The sequence below is a fragment of the Rossellomorea sp. GAMAL-10_SWC genome, from assembly GCF_049568075.1.
GTDB lineage: Bacteria > Bacillota > Bacilli > Bacillales > Bacillaceae_G > Gottfriedia.
This window is the reverse complement of record NZ_CP144911.1, coordinates 3409160-3430045: the sequence shown is the minus strand read 5'-3', so window position 1 is coordinate 3430045 and position 20886 is coordinate 3409160. Positions and strand designations below refer to the sequence as shown.

Annotated in this window: 17 protein-coding genes; 10 read left to right on the top strand and 7 right to left on the bottom strand. The window is 33.5% G+C overall.

Annotated features, from left to right (window positions below; translation table 11 throughout):
• Positions 1-332 precede the first annotated feature (332 nt).
• The 3 genes from V5E38_RS16965 (at position 333) to V5E38_RS16955 (ending at position 4628) form a co-directional block, all read left to right on the top strand.
• On the top strand, positions 333-1700 hold the full coding sequence (locus tag V5E38_RS16965) for an MFS transporter (RefSeq protein ID WP_499210864.1): 1368 nt from the start codon (positions 333-335) through the stop codon (positions 1698-1700).
• Positions 1701-1731: 31 nt separating this feature from the next.
• Positions 1732-3291 carry an HAL/PAL/TAL family ammonia-lyase gene (hutH, locus tag V5E38_RS16960; RefSeq protein ID WP_499210863.1) on the top strand — a complete coding sequence of 520 codons (1560 nt, stop codon included), beginning with the start codon at positions 1732-1734 and terminating at the stop codon, positions 3289-3291.
• A 125-nt stretch (positions 3292-3416) separates the two neighbouring features.
• A complete protein-coding gene (locus tag V5E38_RS16955; RefSeq protein WP_499210862.1) occupies positions 3417-4628 on the top strand; it encodes a helix-turn-helix domain-containing protein in 1212 nt (403 codons plus the stop codon).
• Between the two features lie 56 nt (positions 4629-4684).
• Here the strand turns inward: V5E38_RS16955 and V5E38_RS16950 are convergent, their stop codons facing one another.
• Positions 4685-5458 (bottom strand): SDR family NAD(P)-dependent oxidoreductase, encoded by a 774-nt coding sequence (locus tag V5E38_RS16950; RefSeq protein WP_335490010.1) that lies wholly within the window; start codon positions 5456-5458, stop codon positions 4685-4687.
• Between the two features lie 137 nt (positions 5459-5595).
• On the opposite strand from V5E38_RS16950, the gene V5E38_RS16945 reads away from it, so the two are divergent.
• The gene (locus V5E38_RS16945) at positions 5596-5970 is read left to right on the top strand and encodes a MerR family transcriptional regulator (protein ID WP_097979193.1); all 375 of its coding nucleotides are present in this window, start codon (positions 5596-5598) and stop codon (positions 5968-5970) included.
• 36 nt (positions 5971-6006) lie between these two features.
• On the opposite strand, the gene V5E38_RS16940 is transcribed toward V5E38_RS16945, so the two are convergent.
• The 3 genes from V5E38_RS16940 to V5E38_RS16930 form a co-directional block, all read right to left on the bottom strand.
• A complete protein-coding gene (locus tag V5E38_RS16940; RefSeq protein WP_499210861.1) occupies positions 6007-6498 on the bottom strand; it encodes a WGxxGxxG family protein in 492 nt (163 codons plus the stop codon).
• 72 nt (positions 6499-6570) lie between these two features.
• Positions 6571-7329, bottom strand: coding sequence for a cytochrome c oxidase assembly protein (locus V5E38_RS16935; protein WP_499210860.1), 759 nt, complete (start codon positions 7327-7329; stop codon positions 6571-6573).
• The gene (locus V5E38_RS16930; protein ID WP_499210859.1) at positions 7319-7789 is read right to left on the bottom strand and encodes a DUF2243 domain-containing protein; all 471 of its coding nucleotides are present in this window, start codon (positions 7787-7789) and stop codon (positions 7319-7321) included. The genes V5E38_RS16935 and V5E38_RS16930 overlap by 11 nt, the downstream gene beginning before the upstream one ends.
• 153 nt (positions 7790-7942) lie before the next feature.
• Between V5E38_RS16930 and V5E38_RS16925 the strand changes: the two genes are divergently transcribed.
• A complete protein-coding gene (locus V5E38_RS16925; RefSeq protein WP_499210858.1) occupies positions 7943-9178 on the top strand; it encodes an MFS transporter in 1236 nt (411 codons plus the stop codon).
• Between the two features lie 163 nt (positions 9179-9341).
• On the opposite strand, the gene V5E38_RS16920 is transcribed toward V5E38_RS16925, so the two are convergent.
• Entirely contained in the window at positions 9342-10196 is an 855-nt protein-coding gene (locus V5E38_RS16920) for an MBL fold metallo-hydrolase (protein WP_499210857.1), read from the bottom strand.
• A gap of 148 nt (positions 10197-10344) precedes the next feature.
• Here V5E38_RS16920 and ku point away from each other — a divergent pair, with 148 nt between their 5' ends.
• Genes ku through ligD (V5E38_RS16905) form a run of 3 tightly spaced genes read left to right on the top strand, consistent with a single transcriptional unit; the run spans position 10345 to position 13395 of the window.
• Positions 10345-11181: a Ku protein gene (gene ku, locus V5E38_RS16915; RefSeq protein ID WP_499210856.1), complete on the top strand. Its 837-nt coding sequence runs from the start codon at positions 10345-10347 to the stop codon at positions 11179-11181.
• Between the two features lie 13 nt (positions 11182-11194).
• Complete coding sequence (gene ligD / locus V5E38_RS16910; RefSeq protein ID WP_499210855.1) at positions 11195-12139, top strand: non-homologous end-joining DNA ligase; 945 nt, start codon at positions 11195-11197, stop codon at positions 12137-12139.
• A gap of 11 nt (positions 12140-12150) precedes the next feature.
• The gene (ligD, locus tag V5E38_RS16905) at positions 12151-13395 is read left to right on the top strand and encodes a DNA ligase D (RefSeq protein WP_499210854.1); all 1245 of its coding nucleotides are present in this window, start codon (positions 12151-12153) and stop codon (positions 13393-13395) included.
• 38 nt (positions 13396-13433) lie between these two features.
• Here the strand turns inward: ligD (V5E38_RS16905) and V5E38_RS16900 are convergent, their stop codons facing one another.
• Together V5E38_RS16900 and V5E38_RS16895 are read right to left on the bottom strand one after the other, a co-directional pair.
• Positions 13434-15107: a ribonuclease J gene (locus V5E38_RS16900; RefSeq protein WP_499210853.1), complete on the bottom strand. Its 1674-nt coding sequence runs from the start codon at positions 15105-15107 to the stop codon at positions 13434-13436.
• A 150-nt stretch (positions 15108-15257) separates the two neighbouring features.
• The gene (locus tag V5E38_RS16895) at positions 15258-15464 is read right to left on the bottom strand and encodes a hypothetical protein (RefSeq protein WP_499210852.1); all 207 of its coding nucleotides are present in this window, start codon (positions 15462-15464) and stop codon (positions 15258-15260) included.
• A gap of 139 nt (positions 15465-15603) precedes the next feature.
• Here V5E38_RS16895 and V5E38_RS16890 point away from each other — a divergent pair, with 139 nt between their 5' ends.
• A complete protein-coding gene (locus V5E38_RS16890) occupies positions 15604-16242 on the top strand; it encodes a hypothetical protein (RefSeq protein ID WP_499210851.1) in 639 nt (212 codons plus the stop codon).
• 320 nt (positions 16243-16562) lie between these two features.
• Entirely contained in the window at positions 16563-20861 is a 4299-nt protein-coding gene (locus V5E38_RS16885) for a S8 family serine peptidase (RefSeq protein WP_499210850.1), read from the top strand.
• Positions 20862-20886 lie beyond the last annotated feature (25 nt).

The window sequence follows — 20886 nt, the reverse complement described above, 5'->3', positions numbered from 1 at the left end:
TCTTCTAAATTAATCTTCAAAAAGTGTATGTTAGATTGATTATGACCGATTTCTGAGAGATAGCCAATAAGCTATCTCTTTTTTTAAAATTTTTTTCAACTTACCTTCATCATACTCATCATTCCGTCATCCCCTACACTTAATATTTCAGCAATATTGTGCTAGTAATCCGAAACTTTATCTAGAGATAATTTAAGGAGTAATAATTATAATTTATTAAAAATACTGAAAATTTTGGAAGCGCTTTAGAAACGGTTAAGTAAGTAGTTATTTCATTACTAACTATTTTTTTCAATTTTTATATCTGAAAAGTAAAAAAAGGGGGTATTCTTTTGAAGGAAAAAAAATTTATGATGGATGATGCACCGCTTAACAAATTTCATATTCGTATTACGGCACTTACTTTTGGATCAAATTTTTCGGATGGCTATGCGTTAGGAATTATAGGTATGGCACTTTCACTACTAGGTCCTCAAATGAAATTAAATTCTGTATGGGAAGGATTAATCGGTAGTTCCGCATTAATCGGACTTTTTTTCGGTAGTCTGTTTCTTGGTGGATTGTCAGATCGCATTGGGAGGCAGAAAATCTATTTAGCAAACTTTATTATTATTACAATCGCATCTGCCCTGCAGTTTTTTGTTCACGATCCATATACGCTTTTTGCATTAAGGATTTTAATCGGTATTGCACTTGGAGGAGATTATGCCGTAGGATCTACTTTACTAGCTGAGTTTGCACCTAGAAAGTATAGAGGTATGTTATTATCTTCATTAAACGTTTTATGGACAGTTGGATATGTAGCTTCAAATCTAGTTGGTTATTATTTAGAAAAAACAGGGCCAGACGCATGGCGTTGGATGTTAGTGAGTGCTGCACTTCCTGGTTTAATTGTCTTACTTTTACGTTTTGGCACACCGGAGTCTCCACGTTGGTTATTAAAGATGGGCCGTGTTGAAGAAGCACGTGCTATTGTAAGAAAGTATATTGGTGAACATGCTGTAATGGATGAAACAGTTGACGTTCATTCTACACATGCATACAAAATGACTGATTTATTCAATAAGCAGCTTTGGAAACGTACAACATTCGGATCACTTTTTTATATGTGTCAAGTAGTTCCATATTTCGCAATCTATACATTCCTACCAACTATTTTAAGTAAATTGGGATTTGAAGAAACATTTGGTGTAGACATGGTTCTAAACCTGTTCCTTCTAGTAGGAGCGTTAGCTGGTGTATGGTGTACTGAAAAGTTAACTCGTAGAGGGTTTACAATTAATACATTTATTATTTTAACGATTTCATTGTTCGCATTAACAGTTTTACCACAAGGTCTACATACAATCGCAATTATCGTGTTTGCAATCTTTACATTTGTCATGTCAGCAGCTTCTAATTTAACATTAGTGTATCCTGCTGAACTATTTCCTACCGAGGTACGTGGAACTGGAGTTGGCTTGACAACAGCAGTTAGTCGAATTGGTTCAGCTGTTGGTACATTCCTATTACCGATAAGTGTTAGTTCAATGGGAATGGCACCTTCTATGATCGGAATGTCTATTATTCTATTCATTGGTACAATTGTTTCGATCGCTTGGGCACCGGAAACAAAATCACTATCATTAAATGAAGCTAGTAATCCATTACTTGAAGGCGATCAGCCTGAACCAAATAAACGATCAGTATCAAGTCACTAAACTTAAGATATTCAATGTTAGAGGTGTTTTGATGACAAGGAACGATTCTATTCATCCAAAAAATATAAAAGAGGTTATTCTTGGAGACCATGAGTTATCAGTTAATGAGGTAATTGCTGTTGCAAGATATGGTGCAAAAGTATCATTTATAGAAAACTATTATCTTAGAATAAATAAGTCTCGTAATCTAATTGAAAAGTTTCTTGAAGAAGAAAGAGCGGTTTATGGGGTAACTACAGGATTTGGAAGCAATGTAACTGAAGTTATTTCAAAGGAAGATGCTCATACTCTTCAACGAAATATTGTCCGTTCTCATGCTGTTTCTGTAGGTGAACCACTTGAAAAAGAAGTGGTAAGAGCCATTCAATTAATGGTTTTAAATAATATAGGTCAAGGTTATTCAGGCGTTAGAATAGAAGTGTTAGAGCTAATAGCATCCATACTTAATCATGATATATTGCCGTTTGTACCTGGCGAGGGATCTGTAGCATATTTATCACCTGAGGCCCATATGGCGCTAGTGTTAATGGGAGAGGGAAAAGCTTGGTATAAGGATGAGTTATTAAGCGGCCACGAGGCGTTGGAACGGGCCGGTCTAAAACCAGTAACCTTTGAATGTAAAGAAGGTCTTGCACTATTAAGCGGTACTACATCAGCAACAGCATTCGCTGTACTCTCGATATATAATGCAATTCAAGCTGTTAAAACAGCGGATATTACTGGTGCTATGTCACTAGAAGCATTGAAGGGAACGATAAAAGCTTTAGATCCTCGACTGCACTCGGTAAAAAAACATGTGGAACAAGCAAAGACAGCTAGAATCGTTTCAAAAATTCTAGATGGAAGTGAGATTGCGGAACAGTATAAAGACTATCGATTACAAGATGCACTTAGTCTTAGATGTATACCGCAAGTTCATGGGGCGGTTAAGAAGGTATTTAAAAATGCATTGGAAAATATTCATAATGAAATGATGTCTTCAAGTGATAATCCGATTATTTGGCCGGAGGAAGAAGACGGTTTTGCATTAATGGGTGGAAATTTTGATGCTTCCTATGTGGGAATTGATGCAGATACAATTTGTATAGGTATGGCAAACTTAGCAAAAATAACAGAACGTCGTATTGATCGATTAGTAAATTATCATGTAAGTGAACTCCCTAGTTTCTTAGTTGTCAATCCTGGTTTAAATAGCGGCTATATGATTCCGCAATATACCGCAGCAGGATTACTCAATGAAATAAGGGTTCTGTCGCATCCAGCAACGATTGATAATACATCTACATGTGCAAATCAAGAGGATGTTGTTAGCTTTGCTTATTTCGCTGCTAGGAAAGCCTATCAGATTTCAAAAAAACTTGAACATATTTTAGCAATCGAACTAATGGTTGCCACTCAAGCACTAGAATTCCATGATACACTAAAACCGTCACCGGTAACAGCAAGTGTATATCAGTTAATTAGAAATCAAGTTCCAGCAGTTGAAGAGGATCGCTATTTTTATCATGATATCGAAACAATTCGTAATCACATTCATGATGGAGATATTGTAGAACTTGTTGAAGAGAAAATAGGCGCTATGGAATTATGAAAATTGTAAGGGAGCAGTTATACTCTAAGAGTAGGACAGCTTCTTTTTTTATGGCTAATTCATTTTGATACTTACTACCAAACGTTCAACTAAGAAAAATCATAAGCTAAAAAGGAGAAATTAAGATGAATCGAGATGCTACTCAATCAGCTTTTTCAAATTTGTTACTTTCAGGTACGCTCGTCCATATAGGAGCTTTTGATGAAGTTCAAAAAAGATGTGGCATTAATACTAATCCAAATATTGTAATGGTGATTTCGATTGATCGCTATCCTGATTTAGCAGAAGAAAACCCAAAGCAGTGGAAACAAGAAATTGGCCATGAACTTATCAATCAAATTGATCAGACGATCGGAGTTTCTTATTTGTGGAACTGGGTAGAAGAAGGTGTACTTGCACTTCTAATTGAGCTTGATGATAAAGATAGTGAAATGGAGTTCAATAAAAAGATTTATAGAATGGCAGAAGAAATTCAAAATTCATTGGATAGGGTTCAGATTTCAGTTTCAATTGGAATAGGTAAAAAATATAGTGATCCTTATTTGTTATATCACTCTTTTGAAGAGGCTAGAAAGTCAATGTCAGGTCGTTTTTTTCAAGGGAACAAACTGATATTTCATAGTGGTATTAAACTAGTGGAAGAAAATACACTAAGAGCATTATCAACCGAAGACCGTATTGAATTATTAGCACTTGTTCGAATTGGTGATGAAGAAGGTGTAGTCAAGCAATTAAAAAGTTTCCTTGATAAGGTAGCAAATGCATGCCGATTAAATGAAGACGTATTTAAGACTGAAGTAGTCGATTTAATTATGTTAATCTCTAGGGTTGTAGTTGAGTCAGGCGTGAATGCAACACTCATCATGTCAAAAAACGCTCAAATAATTCAAGAACTATATCATATTATTCGCTATGATAAATTCGAAAAAAAGGTTTGCGAATATGCTTACTGGTTAACGATTCAAATAGCCAATGCATTTATTAATCAGATGACTCCTGTTATTCGTAAAGCAACTAAGTATATTCAAGAAAATCATCAAACTAGTATAACACTAGAAGAAATCGCTCAATATTGTTGCGTAAGTAAATATCATTTCAGTCATCTATTCAAAAAAGAAATGGGTACTAGTGTGATCGATTTTTTAAATAGAATAAGAATTGAAAAATCAATGTTTTATTTAGAAATGACTGATTTAAGTATGCAGGAAATTGCTACACGAATAGGTTTTCAAGATTCAAATTATTTTAGTCGTATATTTAAAAAATACATTAAAAGTAGCCCTTCTGAATATAGGGCTACTAAATATCCACATTTAAATTTATTGTTAGAAAATTAAAATGTGGATGCAGAGTTTAAGGTTAAGGAGAAGGTTCTAAAAGACGCTTCTTACCCTTAATCCTGCCTTTCTAATCTTGTTGCATAAGGATAAAGTGGATCTAATAATTGGAATTCATAAGTAATTCCATCGACTTTTCCTACCACCTTTTCACTGTCATAAAGCTCCAACATGAAACCGGCCATTTCTTTTGCAGTATGATATTTTGGCAGAACGCCTTCGAATTTAATGTTTTCTTCTAAATCATAGGATACTTTTGCAAATTCTGTTTCAGTTGCAGCAGGTGCTAATACTTTAGCTTGCATTTTTGCACCTTTTTCTTTTAATTCATGAGCTAGCCCTTCTGTAAAGGCACTTACATAGAATTTAGTCGCACAATATGTGATGGCATTACCAATAATTGTATACCCTCCACCAGATGACACATTGATAACTTGTGTACCTTCGACTGTTGAATAATCGCGTACGTATAGTGAAGTTAAAATCGTTAAAGCTTCAATATTCAAGTTAAGCATACTTTCAATTTTTTCTAAATTTTGTTCACCAACAGAAGCGAAATTACCAAAACCTGCATTATTAATCCAAGTTTCAATCTCATATTCTTTAAGTCCTTCATATAAATTATAAGCATTTTTAACAACAGATAAATCAGCTGTTTTTATAATCACATCAAGATCTGAATTCAATTTACCGATTTCTGATTTTAATTTTTCAAGTTCTTCCGTTCTACGAGCAACGATGATTAGGTTCTTTCCACGTGCGGCAAACGCAAGAGCTGATTCATAACCAATTCCTGAACTAGCACCTGTAATGACAGTATATTTTTTCATCTAAATTCCTCCCAATAATTTGGTTTATACTAAAATTAAATTAATTGTGTATCAGTTACGGATTCATTATACTGGTTAGAGTAAACTCTAAGTCAAACTGTTTTTATTTTTCACTCAAACTGGAGGTACCGGTACTTATGTATTCAATTGGTGAAGTCGCTCAAATGTTAGGAATAAGCACACATACATTACGTTATTATGAAAAAGAACAGATCATTCTTCCAGATCGAAATGCAAATGGTGAGAGGCTGTATTCTGAATCACACATTCAGTGGTTAAGATTTGTCCTTAAGCTAAAAGAAACGCAAATGCCAGTTAATAAGATTAAAGAGTATGCACATTTATATACAGAAGGTGAGCACACTTCTTTGGCTAGGTTGGATTTATTAGTTGAACATAAACAGTCCATTGAACATCAGCTTAAAACATTAGAAGAAACGAATAAAATGTTAGAGCAAAAAATCAATTTTTATAAAGAGGTAATTCATAATAAAAACATAGTCCATAAATAAAACCTTATTGGAGAAAGCCCCAATAAGGTTATTATTTTATTCAACTCTTTCTTTTTTTCGAAGACCCGCAAATCCTAATAATCCAAGAAGTCCAAGCCATCCATAATTGAAATGATTATTATCGTTATTGTCAGTTGTATTTAATGTGTTAGTAACAGGTGTAGGCGTAACACTTACATTTCGTCGATAATAGTTCCCATCATTATTTACTGGATTATTTACACCATTGTTATTGTTATTTAACATGTCATTTGTTGTATTTTTTATATTATTTTTAGTATTATAATACCCTTCTTTAACCGTGTTTTTTGTATCATAATACCCTTCTTTAACTGTATTTTTCGTGTCATTTACAACGTGGTTTGGATCATTAAAATTATTGTTAAAATCTCTTTTGATATGTTTACCATTATGATCATAGCTTGGTTCTAATTGTGTAGCGTCAGGTCCAGTTGAAGCAGCATGAACATTGGCTGAAATGATAAATGATAATGAAACTGTGCATAATGTAAGACAAATTTTATTCATCTTTAACCCTCCTTCTTTATGCAGTAATATTTTGTGCATCTTTAGAAGGAATATATGTGGGAAAAAAGTCCATTAAATAATTGCGCTAGTTTTATTCGAATTTGCTGAATGATACCAGAAATAACAAAGCGTGGTAATCAATAACAAATCAACAAAGTCCCCTCCATAATACATTAAGACCGCACCATTTTGAACATCATTAAAACCGAAACGGTCTAATGGATTTGAAAAAAGAAACTTCGATAAAATATCATGACCTGCTAATGCGAGTATCATAATTAATGAGCGAAACAAAAAACTGAATTTATGAGAAAACGGTTCAATCGCAATAATTGAGATTGTAAAAAGATATCCGGAAAAAAACAAATGAATATGTATAAAATTTAACCAAAAGGTACTCTCATGAATTAAGTTAAACACTGTGGAGGTATATAATACCCAAAGTCCTCCGATATTTAAAAGCATTGTTGTAATAGGATGAGTTAATAGTCGAACTGGAGCACTTCTTAAAATACGTGTCACACGCCTTGCATGTTGAGTTTTTAATGTTGTTAATAATAATGTAATCGGTCTAGATAAAGCGATAAAAAATGGAGCGAGCATACCTAGTAACAAATGCATAATCATATGGAAAACAAAAAGGTGATGGCTTAGTTTTGCAATTGGTCCAATAACCGAAACTAATATACAAACAAAACCAGTTACCCATAACATACAGCGTAATTTTGGCCATGGCTTTTTTTTATGTTTTTTCGCAGCAACCAAATATCCAACAATAAAAAGTAAAATTAATAAAATAATGAGCAGATCAAACGAATAATTATCCTTCAAATTGACCACCTTTATTTCGAGTTTTAAAAATTAGAATGCAACCGATCAATGTCATAATAGAAGCAGAAATATTCCAAGTTAAATCATAGGGCATAATATCGACGTTATATCTAATTTGATGAAGCTTCATCCATTTATGCTGAACTGTTCCGTCATAAAGTTGAAACAAACCTGCTCCGAGTAAAACTCCGCCGATCCATCTTTTAATAAAGAGTGACTTTTTTCTCCTTAAATTCGCAAACATAAATAAGGAGCCAATCGTTGCGAACCAACTAAAAGCATGAAACAGACCATCAGAGATCAGCCCCAAACTTGTTGTAGATTTATCGTAAAAATGATGCCAATGGAGAAGTTGATGGAAAACTGCTTCATCAAAAAATGCCACCAATCCAAGGCCAAATAAAATTCCAGACCATAAATTTAAATAAGAATAATTAGCTGAATTTTCTAGAGTAGTCATAAAGACTCCTCCTTTCGAAATGGTATATTTTTCATTTTGCCCCAAATTTATCTGTCAAATCGTAATTAGTAAAAATTACAATTCAACCAAAAACGTTACTTGGGAAATATAAGGATTGTGATTGTTTTTAGTTATACAAAACACGGAGGTTATATGGATAAAAAACAAACGCGGAGTTTATGGGCGCTATCTACAGTACCTCTTGTAATGACTTTAGGTAATTCAATGTTGATTCCCGTACTTCCACAATTAGAACAACAATTAAATATATCTGGCCTTAAAGTTTCGATGATTATTACTGTTTATTCAGTTTTTGCAATCATTCTTATCCCTATCGCTGGTTATTTGTCGGATTTATTTGGAAGGAAAAAAGTAATCATTCCAAGTTTAATTATTGCGGGAATTGGAGGAGCCTTAGCCGGCTTTGTTTGTTGGAAATTAGAAAATCCTTACGCTTGGTTAATTGTTGGGAGAATCATTCAGGGGATTGGTTCTGCTGGGGCAATGCCTGTTGTTATTCCGTGTGTGGGAGATATGTTTAAGGATGAAAATGAAGTGAGTAAAGGATTAGGCTTAGTTGAGACATCGAATACTTTTGGTAAAGTACTAAGTCCAATACTTGGTTCAGTATTAGCAGCGGTTGTTTGGTATTTACCATTTTTATCAATACCGTTCCTTTGCTTAATTTCAATTATTTTAATATTAATTTTTGTAAAACCACCAAAACAACCTATGAGGTCAAAAAGAAAAGATAAAAGAAAGAAAAAGTTTAAAATGTTTATCAGATCAATTCGAAAAATATTTCGAAATAATGGCAAATGGCTCTATACGATATTTATACTAGGTGCCATTATCATGTTCATATTATTTGGTATGCTTTTTTATTTATCAAAAATATTAGAAAAACGCTATCACATAATTGGCATATGGAAAGGATGTGTGTTAGCGATCCCACTCGCTGCTTTATCCTATACATCTTATAAGACAGGTAAAAAAATTGGAAATCAAAAAAATGCAATGAAAAAATACATCGTCATCGGATTTATCTTAATAAGTATTTCTTTTATCCTGCCGATAATCAACGAAGATATATATATGATTATCACGAGTTTATTGATTAGTGGGATTGGAATCGGAATGTCTTTACCAAGCTTAGATGCATTAATAACAGAGGGGATTGAGAAGGAACAAAGAGGGACTATTACTTCTCTTTATAGTTCTTTACGGTTTGTGGGGGTAGCAGCGGGACCTCCAGCTTTTGCCTATTTGATGAGTAAACCAGATAATTATATGTTGTATTTTTCCATAATTTTAGGAGTTCTTGGTCTCATATTGTCAATTAAATATATTAAGCCAAACGAAGATTCAGAAACCGCTAAATCCGCTTAAAACAACCGAAACTACAAAATGTTTTCCAGTTCCAGAATTTCCTAATATGCCAAATGAACATAGCCCAGGTTTATATGATTTAAATAATTAAATTTAAAAACTCCTTACAAAGTAGGGAGTTTTAATTTTACCTATATATTTGCTGACTAAGTAACGCTATTTTTTAAACATATCGTCCATAATCAGGTTTGGCGATTGTGTTGAAGTTTTTAACTAAGTAGTCTAATTTCTCATTTAAATCGTCTTCTAGCAATGGAAAGCCGTGACCTGTTATTGCTCTTTTAGGGTGTAAAGCCCGCAGTTTTTTTACAGAATTCAATGCTGCCTCCCAATCTGTCGTCAAATATCTAGGTGGACCATTTATTTCTCTTTGTTGAGTTAGAACGGAATAAATAGAGTCCTGTTTAACATTAACAAAGGCGTCTCCCGCAATCAATAATTGATCATCATGTCTAAAAAGTGAAATATGTCCAGGTGAATGTCCCGGTGTGTGGATCCATTGCCAATTTGGCATTTCAGGTACAGAACCATCTGCAGGAAGAACATGGATATATTCTCCTAAGTTAATTCCTTCGTTTGGGAACAATGGCGATAAATTTGCTATTAATCCACCTTCAACAGTTCCATCTGGTTCTGGGTAATTTTTTTCTCCTGTTAAATATGGTAACTCTTTTTCATGTGCATAAACAGGAAGATTGAATTCTTTTATTAAGTCAAAAATTGCCCCGATATGATCAAAATGTCCATGAGTAAGGATGATTGCTTTTAATTTGTGTTTTTCTCCGAATCGTTTTTTAGCTAACTCCATAATATTATCAAATGATTTTGGCATACCGGCATCAATTAATACCCATTCTCTTGATAAATTAGGATTACCGTATAAGCAAAAATTCACAATTTGATTAGTTTCATAAAATAAATCATTCGCTAATTCCATCCCATTACCACTCGATATAGATGTAATAGGCATATAATGAAATTCCTTACTCATTTTTTGTAAATCATTTGAGTTATTCATACGATCCTCCATATAAGACTTATGTTGATTAACTTTTTTAGTCTTCTTTTCTAAGAGTTTTTTATTCTGATGGAGATAAAAAGCAAATTGAATTAAACCCATTCATTTAACAAAAGCTAATCATAAAAACAAAAAAGGTAGTGAATATATGCATACAGTTTGGAAAGGTACAATTAGCATGGGATTAGTTACAATCCCTGTAAAGTTGTTTTCAGCAGTTGAGGATAAGGATATAAAGTTTCGTCAATATCATAAGGATTGTAAAACACCGATCTCTTATAAAAAAGTGGCTAGTTGTGACGATGAAGTTACTCCCGAAGAAATTATTAAAGTATTTGAAACACCTAATGGTAGAGTTGTGGAAATTACAGAAGAGGAAATGAATAAATTAAAAGAAGAATTTGAATTAAAAACTGTATCAATCATTGATTTTGTCAAACTAGCAGAAATTGATCCAGTGTATTTTGATCGAACTTATTATATTGGTCCTGATTCTGGTGGAACAAAGGCATATGCTTTACTTTCGGAAATATTGAAAAAAAGTAAGAAAATCGGACTTGCAAAAATTACAATTCGTAGCAAACAGCATTTAGCTGCTATTCGTCCATATAAAAATGCGATTATTCTTGAAACATTACATTTTCCAGATGAGATTAGAGCAATTGAAAATCTGCCAGGTGGTGTTCCTGAAAAGGCAGGATTGGCGGAGCGTGAACTACAGGCTGGTATGATGCTAGTTGAACAATTAACGACAACGTTTAATCCAGAAAACTATACCGATACATATCGTACAGCTTTAGAGCAATTAATTTCGGAAAAAGTTAATAAAAATGATTATATCGCGACAGGGCAGGAGAAACCGGCAGAACAAAAAAATGTTGTTGATTTAATGTCTGCACTACAAGCGAGTATCGATCGAACAAAAGGACAAGCAACACCTCCGAAAAAGTCTAAAACTAAAGCGCCTAAAAAAGCAACGAGTTAAATAGGAGGTAGTAATGGAGCTAGATCCAATTTTTCCTTTTGAGCCTATTTCTTCAGATATTGTACCAAATGGTCCTGAATGGATTTCGCAAATAAAATGGGACGGTGTTAGAATCCTAACCTATTTTGATGGGAAAGAAGTTAAATTATATAACCGGAAATTAAATGATCGTACAAATATTTTTCCAGAGCTAACAAATATAAAATCCTATTCGAATGCTCAATCAATCATTTTAGACGGGGAGGTCATCGCTCTCGATCAAAATGGCAATCCATCGTTTCATGAGGTAATGCGAAGGGATGGAATTAGACGCATGGATCGGGTTGATTCCGCTATAGAAACTGTACCTATTTACTATATGATTTTTGATATTCTTTTTTACAATGGAAAATGGGTTACGCAATTATCTCTCCAAGAGAGACAAAATTTATTAGTAGAAGCAATCCAACCTAATAAGCAAATTCAGCTAGTCCCAAATAATACTGATGGGGTTGCCTTATTTGAAGTTGCGAAACAACATAATTTAGAAGGTATCGTATGTAAAAATTTAAATAGTAAATACTTGATCAATGGAAAGCACAATGCGTGGCAAAAAGTAAAAAATTATAAGGACGTTATTGCTGTAATCGGTGGGGTAACGTATCGTTCAGGAATTGTTAATTCTATTTTAGTAGGACTTTATAACGAAAATAATCAACTCGTGTTTATAGGACATGTTGGAACAGGAAAATTAACGAAATCAGAATGGAAAGACCTTACTACAGTCATTAATACGATAAAAATAGAAAACAATCCATTTAGTAGCCAACCAAAAAGAATAAAGGAAATTCAATGGATTCAGCCATTGTTAACTGTTAAAGTTCAATTCATTGAATGGACGGAAGGTCATTCATTAAGACAACCAAGTATCCAAGCTTTTATCGAAAAAGATCCTAAAGAATGTACTCTTACAGATTAGGGGAAGTAGCGATGAATCATTACTTTTTTCAAAAACGGAATAAAATTTATACAGGCATTTTCTTTATTTTAGGTTTCAATATAAAAGAAGAATCCTTTTTAGTAGGACTTAAAAAAGAAAATGATATTTTGCAAATGGGGTCCTTCTCAAATGGACTTAGTGAGGAAGAGAAGGGAATTTTGATTAAAGCAATCGAAACAAATAAAAAAAGCAAAAAAGGAAATATAAAATTTGTTGAGCCTGGAATCTGTATTGAACTTGAATTTCAAAGTATAGAAAACGACCAATTAACAAATGCAAACTTTATATCCTTTCAATTAAAGCATGCATGGAATGAATGTACTTGGGATGGCTTACTATTGAGTAATCTTAATTTGGAGGAAGAATTAACACTTACCAGTCCTGAAAAAGTAATATGGAAGGATCCATATATAAATAAAGAGAGCTTTGTTTCGTATTTAGCTCAAATATCCACTTTTATGCTTCCATTTCTAAAAAATCGTTTATTAACATCGATTCGTTTTCCGAATGGAATAGACGGTGAATCTTTTTTTCAAAAAAACTGTCCAGATTATGCTCCGGGTTTTATTAAAACCGAAGAACATGAGGGGAATAATTTTATTATCTGTAATGATGTATCAACATTGCTATGGTTAGGAAATCAATTAGCAATCGAATACCATATACCTTTTCAAACATATAAAGCCAATAACCCTTTTGAAATCGTATTCGATTTAGATCCACCTAATACAGATGCATTTCCTTTAGCAATAAAAGCCGCATTGGAAATGAAATTAATCTTTGATTCTTTTCAAATAAAAAGCTACCCAAAGGTATCAGGAAGTAAAGGAATTCAAATACATATTCCGATTAAAGAAAATTCTCTTACCTATGATGAAACAAGAGTATTTACATCTTTTATTGCACATTATTTAATTGAAAAGTTTCCAGATGATTTTACGATTGAAAGATTTAAAAAAAATCGAGGAAATCGTCTTTATATTGATTATGTACAGCATGCAAAAGGAAAAACCATTATTTCCCCATACTCAACAAGGGGAAAAGAAAAACCGACTGTTGCAACGCCTTTATTTTGGGATGAGTTAAATGACGAATTAAAAATCGAAACTTTTACAATCCCGTTTGTACTAAAGCGATTAGAAAATAGTTCTTGTCCAATGAACGACTATTTTGATCAAGAAAACGGTTCTTTGATCGATTTAATTTCTAAAATTAAAGAAAACGAATCAAAGTAAAAACTCCCTAATCATATAGAATAGGGAGTTTTTTATTTCTATATTTCAATGATTATTGGTAAAATCATTGGTTTTCTCTTTGTTTTCGTAAATAAAAATTGTCCAAGTGACCTTTTAATATTTTGCTTCATAACTCCCCATTGGAGTTTGTTTTCATCAAGTAATTCGTTTATGGATGATGTGACGATTTGATTTACTTCTTTCAATAAGCTTTCTGAATCACGCGCATAGACAAATCCTCTTGAAATGGTATCAGGACCTGATATAATTTTTCTTTCCATTTTATTAATGGTGATGACGATTACAAGCATGCCGTCTTCAGCAAGTTGTTTTCGATCTCTAAGGACAATGTTACCGACATCTCCTATACCCATTCCATCAACATAAATATTTCCTGCTGGAATTCTTCGGCTTTGAATTGCTTCTGATTGTAGTATATCGACTACATCACCATTTTTAATAATAAAAATATTATTTCGTTTGACACCAACAGATTCTGCAAGAGAGCGATGATGGTGAAGCATTCTGTACTCACCATGAATTGGAATGAAATATTTTGGCTTCATTAATGTAAGCATGAGTTTAAGTTCCTCTTGATAAGCATGACCAGAAACATGCATTCCAGTCGAACTTCCTGACCCATAAATGACATTTGCTCCGAGATTGTAAAAATTATCGATAATTTTAGAAACGCCGCGTTCATTACCAGGAATAGGTGAAGCAGCTAAAATTACAGTATCACCAGGATAAATGTCAACTCCTCTAAAGGTGGAGCTAGCTAGTCGAGCAAGTGCTGCAAGGGGTTCACCTTGACTACCTGTGCATAAAATTGTAATTGCTTCTGGTGCGAAATTATTAATTTCATCTTTATCAATTAACATACCTTCAGGGATAGATAAATATCCTTGCTCCATCGCGACTTGAACAACATTTACCATGCTTCTACCTAGTAGTGCTAACTTCCGATTTGTGATAATCGATGCATCAACTATTTGTTGAACGCGATGTACATTTGAAGCAAATGTTGAAATAATGACCCTTTGTTTTGCCTTCATAAAAGCATCTACTATATGCTCTCCAACAATCCGTTCGGATGGTGTTGAACCTGGCCGTTCAGCGTTTGTGCTCTCTGATAAAAGTAATAAAACACCTTTGCTACCTATTTCAGCCATTTTATGAATATCTGGATATTGATTGTTAACAGGAGTTAAATCAAATTTAAAATCTCCAGTATGTACGACAGTGCCTTCAGGGGTTTCAAATACGATACCTAAACAATCAGGTATACTATGATTTGTCTTGAAAAATGAAATCGAAAAATGTTCAAATTTAATAACTGAATCAGTATCGATTAAAATTAGTTCAGTTTCCCCTAATAATCCATGCTCTTTTAATTTAAGTTCAATTAATCCAAGCGTTAATCTCGTTGCATAGACTGGAATATTCAATTGTTTCAAAAGATAAGGGATTCCACCAATATGATCTTCATGACCGTGCGTAACAAATAATCCTTTAATCTTTTCTTGATTTTCCTTTAGATACGTAATATCTGGAATGATTAAATCAACACCTAATAAACTCTCATCAGGAAACTTAGAACCGCAGTCTATTAGAATAATTTCTTTTAAGTATTGAATAGCATACATATTTTTTCCAATTTCATTAATACCACCTAAGGCAAAGACCGATAGCATACTTTTTGTTGAACTCAAAATCGTATTCCTCCTAGTACATTGAAAAGTATAAACATTTCCCTTAAAGAAATTGCCATATATTTCTTAGTATGTACGTATGCATTAAAATCATTCAATCGTGGTTTTGTATAAAAAAATGAGCCGGTATTAACCGAGCTCATTTTTGGATCATTCTTCGAAATAATTTTTAAATGGTTTTTTAGGTGTATGTGTTTCGTTACGATAATAAGGATTATCCACAGTAGAATCTTTAGGATCCAAATTTGTTTTAATAACTAAAGACGGTCCTGATGTACCATGTTCAGCAATAATCCGATCGTTTAATTCATTAAAATCAGGAAGTTTTTTATTCCCTGGTTGTAATGGTTCAGACATAAAACCACCTCCTGACAATAGGATGGTTTATTCAATTAAAATTATGTATTTGGTCAAGAAAAGGATAAGGTGTGTACTTGCTTTTTGCAATGTACATACTGATTAAAGAGTTAGGTCAACTAAAAAGGTGGAATTAGGAATGACAGTAATAGAGAAATTAGCAAGTTCTTTAGGTCGTAGAGATGAGGAGCCTAATATTGAATTAGCGATTCAAATTGTGGATCATAATGATGAAAATGCTGTAAAAGAGCTGATCGAAAATTTATCTAATAAAAATAAAATCATTCAAAATGATTGTATTAAAGTTTTATATGAAATCGGTGAGCGTAAGCCTTTTTTATTAACTAATTATACAAATGAACTATTTTTACTTTTAGAGAGTAAAAATAATAGACTTCAATGGGGAGCAATGACAGCAATAAACAGTATAACAAGTGATGTCCCTGCAATTATATTTTCTAAAATAGAAAAAATCATTGAAGCGGGTGACCAAGGTTCTGTTATTACGAAAGATCAAGTTGTATATATTCTTATTAAATTATGTTCGAGTAAGGAATATGAAAAAGAGGCATTCAAGTTTCTTATTGAACAATTAGTTAAAAGTCCAACGAACCAGCTACCGATGTATGCGGAAAAATCGTTGGCGATTATTAATGAAGAAAATAAAGATATATTTATTGATGCTCTAACATCAAGGTTGAATGACATTGAAAAAGAGACGAAAAGAAAACGAGTTGAAAAGGCCATATTAAAGGCAGGAAAAACAGGAAAATATTGATAGGGTTATGTTGAAACTTAAAGTTGATTGGACACTAAATGGTGTTATAGGGGATATGTAAGGCACTTTTAAACTTTTAAAGTTATAGAAAAAGCAAACGAATTAGTATCATACTAATCGTTTGCTTTTTTTATTGCGATTTATTACTAATCGCCATTTTTATAATCCTTTCCATTCGATAAACTTGCATTTTTTATCTTTTTTTGTTGAAGATGTTCGAATTATAAAAAAATTTGCATTTGATGAGATTTATAAAAAATAAAATAGTGTCAAATCTCAATATAATAAAACTATCAAAAGAGAGAGGAAGATGGGGGAAGATGAAAAAGAAAATGAAAAAAAATGTTACAACTCTTGCTTTAACAACAGGACTTGTAACTAGCGTAATTACGCCAATGTCTATTACACAAAATGTTCATGCTCAACCAGTTTCAAAAGTAGAACAAGTTTTATCAGCACTTACACCAGCACAACGTGAGGCTATTAAACAATTAAAAATTAGTGACAAATCAGGACTTCAAGTTTCTCCTGATTTAAATCTAACGAGTGAATCTACAACTTCTGTTATCGTTGAATTTAAGGACAAGCCAGCAAATACAGCGGTTATGGTGGCAGAAGCTGATGGAACAACTCTTACTAAAGCAGATGCACAAGAAAAAGTGGATGCTTCACATGACACTTTCCAAAACGATTTAAAAACAATTTTTAGTAAAGAGTTAAAAGAGAAGAAAAATCCTTACAACATTAAGCGCTCTTACAAAAAAGCATTTAATGGTGTGGCAATGACACTTCCTGCTAACAAAATAAAAGCATTACTTAAATCTAATGCCGTTCAAACGGTATGGAGTGATTTACAAGTTCAGCTGGATGATCCAACTACTAAAGAACTAGGATCGTCTGAACAACAAACTTCTACTCATACGATGGTAACATTCCCTGGAGTTGAAAAACTTCATGAAGAAGGCTTCACGGGTAAAGGTGTTAAAGTTGGTATTATTGATACCGGTATCGACTATAATCATCCAGATTTAAAAGGCGCATATAAGGGTGGATACGATTTTGTAGATAATGACAATGATCCAATGGAAACAACATATGCGGATTGGAAGAAATCAGGTAAACCTGAATCAAATGGTGAAGCCTATTATACTGAGCATGGAACTCATGTAGCTGGAATTATTGCTGGCCAAGGTAAAAATAATGCAGATTATTCTGTGACAGGCGTTGCACCAGATGCTGATATATACGCTTATCGAGTTCTGGGTCCATATGGATCTGGATCAACTTCAGCAATTTTAGCTGGTATTGACAAAGCAGTTTCAGATGGAATGGATATCATTAGTATGTCACTTGGAGCAAACTACAACGACCCATTATATCCTACAGCAATTGCGGTAAACAATGCTGTACTTACAGGGGTAACAGCAGTTGTCGCAGCAGGAAATTCTGGAAATAAGATGTATTCATTGGGTACACCAGGAAATGCTCCTTTGGCAATAACAGTTGGGGCGAGTGATACTTCTACTACTATTCCAAATTATTCGGCATCAGCAAAATCATCTACTGGTGATATTATACAAGCTGATTTGAAACTTGCAGCACAAGGACTTTCTGATAATATTGTGGATTTCCAAGGAAAAACGTATCAAATGGTAAATGTCGGAACCGGAACAGAAACGTCCTATTTTAAAAGAGATTCAGACGGTAACTATACAATTCCAATTGACGTTAAAGGAAAAATTGTCATTGCACAACGCGGTAGCATAGGAATTGAAGAAATTGTCAAACGAGCGAAATCTCATGGAGCAATGGCTGTTGTATTAGTGAATACATCTGGTGATGCATTACAAGATGTATATTTAGGTAATGTATATGGATATATTCCAACATTTTTAATAGGTAGCGCACAAGGTACGAATATTCAAATTAAAATTCCTTTAAATGAAGCAAATAAAGGAAAGGCAATCGACTTTACTTTCGGTAATATGAGCCAAACTGTAACTCGAGGTAATAAATTAGCAGATTTTAGCTCTAGAGGTCCATCACGTGTATTATACGATATTAAACCAGAAGTAACAGCACCAGGAGTGTCTGTATTCTCAACTGTCCCATCCTTTATGCATAAAGACGATAATGGAAATCCATTAACTGATTATAAATATGCATATGAACGCTTATCTGGTACATCGATGGCTACACCGAATGTTTCAGGGGTTGCAGCATTATTAAAGCAAGCTCATCCAGAAATGTCTCCATCAGATATTAAGGCAACGCTTATGAATACCGCAGACCCATTAAATGATAAATATAGTGTATATGAGGTAGGTGCAGGCCTTGTTAATCCTTACAAAGCTGTACATGCACAAACTCAAATTCAAGTGAAAGACAAGACAAAAACTTTAAGTGATAAAGCAGATAATTCGAGTACAATTACGCTTGCAAGTAAAGGAATCAAAACAATTAAAAACATTACTGGTGCATTAAGCTTTGGTGAACAAGCTGCTAATGGTAATGCTATAGCAGATCACCGTTCTGTTACTATAATTAATAAAAGTTCAGAGGATAAAAAATATGATGTAAAAGTTCAATTCCAAGCATTGGATGGACGCTTTACAAATGACTCAAGAGCAGATCAAGATGCTGAAGCTAATGGAGTAACATTAGATGTGAGTTCATCTGTAAAAGTGGAACGAAATAGCAGTGCGAATATGGATGCGACCATCAATGTTCCAAAAACTGCAAAACTTGGAACGTATGAAGGATATGTGGTCTATACAAATCAAAAGAACCCTGATGAAACATATAAAATTCCGTTTGCAATTCATACAGTGAATGAAGGAATTGATTATGTTAATGGAAATCCAGCAGCTTTCACCCTTCCATATGAAGCAGGAAGTAATGCAACCAAATGGTCAGTTGGAGTAAATTTCAAACTTAAATCTCATATGCGTACGTTTGACTTCTTCCTTGTCAATCCGAAAACAAACGAAGAAATTGGATATCTTGGTACAGCGGATGGAATGGGGGCAGAAGAGGGAATTGAGTATTATTTCCGAGGTGTATTGAGCATGGGTCAATATAATCCATTAACAGGGGATCCAGACAACCCTATTGGCTTTGGTTACGAAGAAATTGATCCAGGACTATGGAAAATTAGAATGGTAGGTACAAATGATAAAGGTGAAACATTCACTAAAGACGCTCCAGTTTTTTATGGTGAAAAAGAGCCAAAGGTTACAATGAACTACGAAGCAGGTCAAATCGTAGAAACTGCTAATGCAACAGATAAAACTGTTACAGTATCAGGGAATGCATTTGATAAAAACATAGCTGAAATGCAAGCAGCGGGTATTACTGCTTCACAAGGCGACAATAAAATGTATTATTATAATCCAAATAATTCTGCTGAAATTAATATTCCAGTAGATCAGAATGGAAATTTCAACTCGACAATTCCATTAGCTACAGCTGGTCCAAATACATTACCAATTACAGAGTATGATTTCTATGACCGAGATAAATCAACTGTAGAAAACTATGGAAGCTTTAAAGACGTTTACTTTATTAAAAAAGGAACTGCTTATACCACAGCAATTTCTGATAAACAAAGAATCAACATGGGAGATTCAACAACAGTAACGTTCTCAACAAAAAATATCGCAACACCAGTGAAAAAAGCTGAATACTCGTTCTTATATCCGACTAAGTTCCTTGATGTTGTAAATGTTAAAGCACATGGTGAATATAATGGGAAACTTGATGTTCAATATAAATCTACACCTTTTAACCTAACATACAATGTTATGACAATCACAGCAACAGCGACTGGTAACCTTGCGACGACAGGTATTACTGGAGATACTTCTTTAATAGATTTAACTTTCAAAGCAAAAGACCAATACTACAAAGGTGGAATGCAGTTCGAAGATCCAACTGGTACATCTAGATTCTTTAAAGCAGTTTATACAAATGTGGATAATACTAGCTTAACAACACAAGGTATCCAACCTTATTTCTATGTGACTCCTACTTATTCACTAATGAGGGGTGCGGTTCAAGCTGAAGGACTAGCATCAGGATTTGATAATACAGGAAGTCCAGTAATGAAAACTAGTATTGATTATAATAAAGCTGGATCAAAAATTAGTGTAAAAGATTCAGATGGCAAAGAATACGGAGTGGCTGATCCTTTAGGATATAGTGCTACTGCTCCATATGGTTTTACATCTAGATTACCAATTACAGATAAACCATTTACATTATCAATTGACGTACCAGGACACTTCACATTCAAGAAGAACTTTACAATAGGTTTAATAGAAGACGGTAAAGTAACTGCTGGATCTAAACCAGTTGATTATAGCTATATCCCTGGTGGTGACGTTAATAAAGATAATGTAATCGACGTAAAAGATGCTCTATATATCGAAACTTATTGGGGCACTAACAAACGTGATGCGGATATCAACTATGATGGTAAAGTTGATGAGAACGATATGCAGTATGTAATCAACAACTACTTAATGCAAAATCCATGGGATGATAATGCAGGTAAACCAGTTAAGAAATATAAAGGTAAAGATTTAGATGGTGTTTTAACTGATCTTGACTTAGAGTAATTGAATAATAGTTATATAGTAAAAT

Excerpts from the sequence above, each read along its gene's own strand:
- V5E38_RS16950 (WP_335490010.1), bottom strand. The coding sequence starts at position 5,458 with ATGAAAAAATATACTGTCATTACAGGTGCTAGTTCAGGAATTGGTTAT.
- V5E38_RS16945 (WP_097979193.1), top strand. The coding sequence starts at position 5,596 with ATGTATTCAATTGGTGAAGTCGCTCAAATGTTAGGAATAAGCACACAT.
- V5E38_RS16940 (WP_499210861.1), bottom strand. The coding sequence starts at position 6,498 with ATGAATAAAATTTGTCTTACATTATGCACAGTTTCATTATCATTTATC.
- hutH (WP_499210863.1), top strand. The coding sequence starts at position 1,732 with ATGACAAGGAACGATTCTATTCATCCAAAAAATATAAAAGAGGTTATT.
- V5E38_RS16955 (WP_499210862.1), top strand. The coding sequence starts at position 3,417 with ATGAATCGAGATGCTACTCAATCAGCTTTTTCAAATTTGTTACTTTCA.
- ligD (WP_499210855.1), top strand. The coding sequence starts at position 11,195 with ATGGAGCTAGATCCAATTTTTCCTTTTGAGCCTATTTCTTCAGATATT.
- V5E38_RS16890 (WP_499210851.1), top strand. The coding sequence starts at position 15,604 with ATGACAGTAATAGAGAAATTAGCAAGTTCTTTAGGTCGTAGAGATGAG.
- ligD (WP_499210854.1), top strand. The coding sequence starts at position 12,151 with ATGAATCATTACTTTTTTCAAAAACGGAATAAAATTTATACAGGCATT.
- ku (WP_499210856.1), top strand. The coding sequence starts at position 10,345 with ATGCATACAGTTTGGAAAGGTACAATTAGCATGGGATTAGTTACAATC.
- V5E38_RS16895 (WP_499210852.1), bottom strand. The coding sequence starts at position 15,464 with ATGTCTGAACCATTACAACCAGGGAATAAAAAACTTCCTGATTTTAAT.
- V5E38_RS16930 (WP_499210859.1), bottom strand. The coding sequence starts at position 7,789 with ATGACTACTCTAGAAAATTCAGCTAATTATTCTTATTTAAATTTATGG.
- V5E38_RS16885 (WP_499210850.1), top strand. The coding sequence starts at position 16,563 with ATGAAAAAGAAAATGAAAAAAAATGTTACAACTCTTGCTTTAACAACA.
- V5E38_RS16925 (WP_499210858.1), top strand. The coding sequence starts at position 7,943 with ATGGATAAAAAACAAACGCGGAGTTTATGGGCGCTATCTACAGTACCT.
- V5E38_RS16920 (WP_499210857.1), bottom strand. The coding sequence starts at position 10,196 with ATGAATAACTCAAATGATTTACAAAAAATGAGTAAGGAATTTCATTAT.